The sequence below is a fragment of the Tabrizicola sp. genome, from assembly GCF_031377265.1.
GTDB lineage: Bacteria > Pseudomonadota > Alphaproteobacteria > Rhodobacterales > Rhodobacteraceae > JAUYQR01.
Genome location: NZ_JANMET010000222.1, coordinates 1 through 4702, shown reverse-complemented (window position 1 = coordinate 4702; position 4702 = coordinate 1). Strand labels below are relative to the sequence as shown.

The 4702-nt window shown below is 61.5% G+C and carries 4 protein-coding genes; all 4 read left to right on the top strand.

All coding sequences use genetic code 11. The features are described from left to right. Positions 1-144, top strand: a 144-nt coding sequence (locus RMO18_RS13160) for a helix-turn-helix domain-containing protein (protein WP_309666470.1), incomplete at its 5' end; no start/stop codon positions are given. Positions 145-243: 99 nt separating this feature from the next. Further along, a complete protein-coding gene (locus RMO18_RS13155) occupies positions 244-2502 on the top strand; it encodes a PAS domain-containing sensor histidine kinase (RefSeq protein ID WP_309666469.1) in 2259 nt (752 codons plus the stop codon). Positions 2503-2505: 3 nt separating this feature from the next. Next, entirely contained in the window at positions 2506-3912 is a 1407-nt protein-coding gene (locus tag RMO18_RS13150) for a sigma-54 dependent transcriptional regulator (RefSeq protein WP_309666468.1), read from the top strand. A gap of 86 nt (positions 3913-3998) precedes the next feature. Next, positions 3999-4702: Trk system potassium transporter TrkA (gene trkA, locus RMO18_RS13145; protein ID WP_309666465.1), on the top strand; the 704-nt coding region annotated here is incomplete at its 3' end.

The following is a 4702-nucleotide window of genomic DNA, read 5'->3' as shown; positions in this document are numbered from 1 at the left end:
CTGCCGCTGATCGAGATCGCGCTGGATGCAACAGCCGGCAACCAGGCGAAATGCGCCGATCTGCTGGGCATCAACCGCAACACCCTGCGCAAGAAGATCACGGATCTCGACATCCGCGTCACCCGCCGCCGCAAGTTGATGTAGTCTTGCCACATAAAGCGTGTCTTTTGGGTTTCACCAAAGCCTGCATCAATATATAGTAGGGCAGGGGCAGGCGGAGCCTCGCTGAATCAGGCGGAATCGGTGGATCGCGTACTGCGCAGGGACATTTGGACCGTGGTCTCGCGCCTGCGCCGTCAGCGCCGGGTGCAGACGGCTGTCACCCTTGGCCTGGTGTTCCTTGGCCCCGTTCTGGCCGTGGCGACCTTTCTTGCGATGGGCCCGTTCAACCAAGGCGCGACATCGCCGTTCCTGCGGCTGATCCTGCTCAGTGACCTTGTCTATGTGCTGGTGATCGCAGCGCTGGTGCTGGCCCGCGTGGCCCGCATGGTGGCCGACCGGCGCAGCCAATCGGCCGGGTCGCGCCTGCACCTGCGGCTGTCCGGCGTGTTCATGCTGATCGCGCTCATTCCCACGGTTCTTGTTGCCGTGTTTGCGGTGCTTTCGGTGAATATCGGCCTCGAAGGCTGGTTTTCCGAACGTGTCCGTTCGGTTGTCGGCTCATCCCTCGCTGCGGCCCAGGCGTATGAAGCCGAACAGCGCGAAGACCTGACCGCCGATGCCGAAGCCCTCGCCGCCTACATCAATGCGGCCAAGGAAAAGTCGTTCTTTCTGCGCGACGATCAGCTGCGCCCGCTGCTCAGCCAGGGGCAGGCGGCGATTCAGCGCGGTCTGAAGGAAGCCTACCTCGTCGATGGTGCGGGCGAACTGCAGACGCGCGGCGAACGGTCTTATCTGTTCGGCTTTGAGCCGGTCACCTTGGCGCAACTGGAAGAGGCCCGCACTGGCACCCCGGTGCTGATCCCCGATTGGCCCAACAACGAATTCCGCGCCCTTGTGTACCTTGACGCTTACGCCGACCGCTATCTTTATGTCAGCCGCGATGTGGACGGCTCGATCCTGTCGCTGCTTGATGAAACCCAGGAAACCGTCCAGCTTTACAACCAGTTGGAAAGCGAACGCGGTCGTCTGCTGTTCAACTTCGGCCTGATCTACCTTGGCTTCGCGCTGATCCTGATCCTTGCGGCCATCTGGCTTGGCCTGTGGTTTGCCGAACGCCTGTCGCGGCCGGTCGGACGGCTGGCAGGGGCCGCGCAACGTGTTGGTGGCGGCGATCTGGACGTTCAGGTTGTCGAGGAAGACGGCGATGACGAAATCGCAATGTTGGGCCGCCTGTTCAACCAGATGACCCGCCAGTTGAAGGGCCAGCGCGAGGCGCTGATGGATGGCCACCGCCAGACCGAACGCCGCCGCCGCCTGTTTGATTCCGTGCTGTCCAACGTTACCGCCGGTGTCATCGGCCTGGATGGCGACGGCAAGGTGGATTTCGTCAATCGCGCCGCCGAACGGCTGCTGGATTTCCCCGATGGTCAGGCCGAGATTCCGATGTCGGTTGCAGTGCCCGAATTTGCCGCCCTGTTCGACCGTCTGCGCGAAGGCGCGGGCAGCGCTGTGCAAGAAGAAGTGCGTTTGACGCGAAAGGGCAAACAGGAAAGCCTTTTGGTGCGGATGAGCGTGCGCCGAAACGATTCCGGCCGACTGGAAGGCTATGTGGTGGCCTTTGATGATGTGACAGACCTTGTGTCAGCTCAGCGCATGGCCGCGTGGGGCGACGTTGCCCGCCGCATCGCGCACGAGATCAAGAACCCCCTGACCCCGATCCAGCTGTCCGCCGAACGCATCAAACGCAAGTTCGCGGCCCAGGTCAAAGACCCCGAGGATCTGGAACAATACACCGACGTGATCATCCGCCAGACCAATGACTTGCGCCGTATCGTCGACGAATTCTCCAAGTTCGCCCGGATGCCGGAACCCGACCGCCGCGAATGTGATCTGGCCGAACTGCTGCGCGGGGCGGTGCTGCTGCAAGAAAACGGCCAGCCCGGCGTGCGCTTTGTCAAATCCATTCCGCAAGGCCCGGTCATGCTGGATCTTGACGCCACGATGATCGGTCAGGCGTTGATAAACTTGATCAAGAACGCCGGGGAAGCCATTGAAACCTTGCACGAAAAGCTGTCACTGATTGGTCATGTGCCAGAAATCCGCGTGACCATGCTGGTGGAAGAATCCGAAGTTAGCCTGCAGATCATGGACAATGGCATCGGCCTGCCGCCGGATCGTGCGCGGCTGTTCGAACCCTATGTCACCACCCGCGACAAGGGCACCGGCCTTGGCCTGCCCATCGTGAAGAAGATCATCGAAGAGCATGGCGGCACCCTCGCCCTGCTTGATGCGCCGGTTTTTGAGGGCAACGACCGCGCGGGAGCCATGGCGGAAATCCGTCTGCCAAGGCTCGCCCGGCGGCGTGGCAAAGCACAAGGCCCCTTGGGGCAAGGAGGTTGAACCATGAGCATTCTGATCGTTGATGACGAACAGGACATCCGCGAATTAATCGGGGATATCCTCAAGGACGAAGGCTATGTCGTGCGGCTGGCCGCCAATTCCGACGATTGCATGACCGAAATCAATGCCGATCCGCCGGCGCTGATGATCCTCGATATCTGGCTGAAGGACAGCCGGATGGACGGGATCGACATCCTCAAGACCGTCAAGCGCGACAACCCTGATGTGCCGGTGGTGATCATTTCGGGCCATGGCAACATCGAGATTGCCGTCGCCGCGATCCGGCAAGGCGCATATGACTTCATCGAAAAGCCGTTCAACATCGATCAGCTGATGGTCGTCGTTTCGCGTGCAATGGAAACCTCGCGCCTGCGCCGGGAGAATCAGGAACTGCGACGCAAGGATGTGACCTCGTCCGAAATGATTGGTTCGTCGACCGCCTTCAAGACGATGAAATCCAACCTCGACAAGGTGACCAAATCCAACGGCCGGGTCATGCTGACCGGGCAGCCCGGTTCGGGCAAGGAAATGGCCGCCCGCTTCATCCACGCCAATTCGAACCGCGCCGCGGCCCCCTTTGTCACCGTATCCTCCGCCTCGATCGAACCCGAGCGGATGGAAGAAGTGCTGTTTGGCCGCGAAACCGCCGAACGTGGCGTGGAGCCTGGCCTGCTGGAACAGGCGCATGGCGGTGTTGTCTACTTCGACGAGGTGGCCGACATGCCGCTCGGAACCCAGTCAAAGATCCTGCGGGTTCTGACCGAACAGCAATTCACCCGCGTCGGCGGGGCCGACAAGGTGCGCGTCGATCTGCGGGTTGTTTCCTCGACCAGCCGCGATCTGCGGTCCGAAATCGGCATGGGCCGCTTTCGCCAGGAGCTTTATGACCGGCTGAACGTGGTGCCGATTCCGGTACCCGCCTTGTCCGAACGGCGCGAGGACATTCCCGAACTGACCCGCCATTTCGTCGACTGGTTTCATCGCACCCAAGGTCTGCCCGCCCGGGTGATGACCTCCGAAGCCGAAGCGATGTTGCAGACAATGCCCTGGCCTGGAAACGTCCGCCAGCTGCGTAACATCATCGAACGGGTGCTGATCCTTGGCGAAGGTGCCGGCCCGATCGAGCCGCGCGAATTGCCCGGCAACGAACCCAAGGTCGAGGCCGACGCCGGCATCTCGCTGAGCGGCAGTGTCGCCACCATGCCGCTTCGCGAGGCCCGTGAACTGTTCGAAAAGGAATATCTGCTGACCCAGATCAACCGCTTTGGTGGCAACATCAGCCGCACCGCCAGCTTTGTCGGCATGGAACGCTCGGCGCTGCACCGCAAACTGAAATCGCTTGGCGTTGTCGGCAGCTCGAAATCAGGGCTGCGGATGATGACCGGCGAGGATGACGACTTCGACGTCTGAACTGCCTTGCCGCCCGGCGCACAATTGACCCCGCAGCAGGCTTCTGCGAAGGAGGAGGCTAGGGCGCAACACGCGCGGAGGGTTCGATGAAGGTCATCATCTGCGGAGCGGGGCAGGTGGGCTGGCAGATTGCCCGGCACCTCTCGGGCGAAAAGAACGATGTGACGGTGGTCGATATGAACGCCGATCTCGTGCGCCGTGCCACCGAAACGCTCGATGTTCAGGGCGTCGTCGGCTTTGCCAGTTACCCCGACGTTCTGGAAAAGGCCGGCGCGCGCGACGCCGACATGATCATCGCCGCCACCCATTCTGACGAGGTGAACATGGTCACCTGCCAGGTGGCCCAGTCGGTCTTCAGCATCACCCGCAAGATCGCCCGAATCCGCGCGCAGAATTATCTGGAAACCCTGTATTCCGGCCTGACCAACCACGATCAGTTGGCCATCGACGTGGTGATCAGCCCCGAACGCGAGGTGGCCGAGGCAGCGCTTCAGCGTCTGGCCGCCCCAGCGACTTTCGACACCGAGATCTTCATGAACGGCCGCGCCCAGCTTTTGGGTATTCAGCTGACCGAAGACTGCCCGGTGCTGAACACCCCTTTGCGCCAGTTGAACGACTTGTTTTCCACCCTGCGCGCCATCGTGGTCGGCATCCGCCGCGACGACCGGCTGTTTGCGCCCGATCCGGGCGATCAGCTGTTGGCCGATGACCAGATCTACGTGTTCACCCATTCCGAAGACGTCAATCGCGCGCTGGAAATCTTTGGCAAGAAGACCAAGAAACAGGAACG

Coding starts and splice junctions, on each gene's coding strand:
- RMO18_RS13150 (WP_309666468.1), top strand. CDS start 2,506: ATGAGCATTCTGATCGTTGATGACGAACAGGACATCCGCGAATTAATC.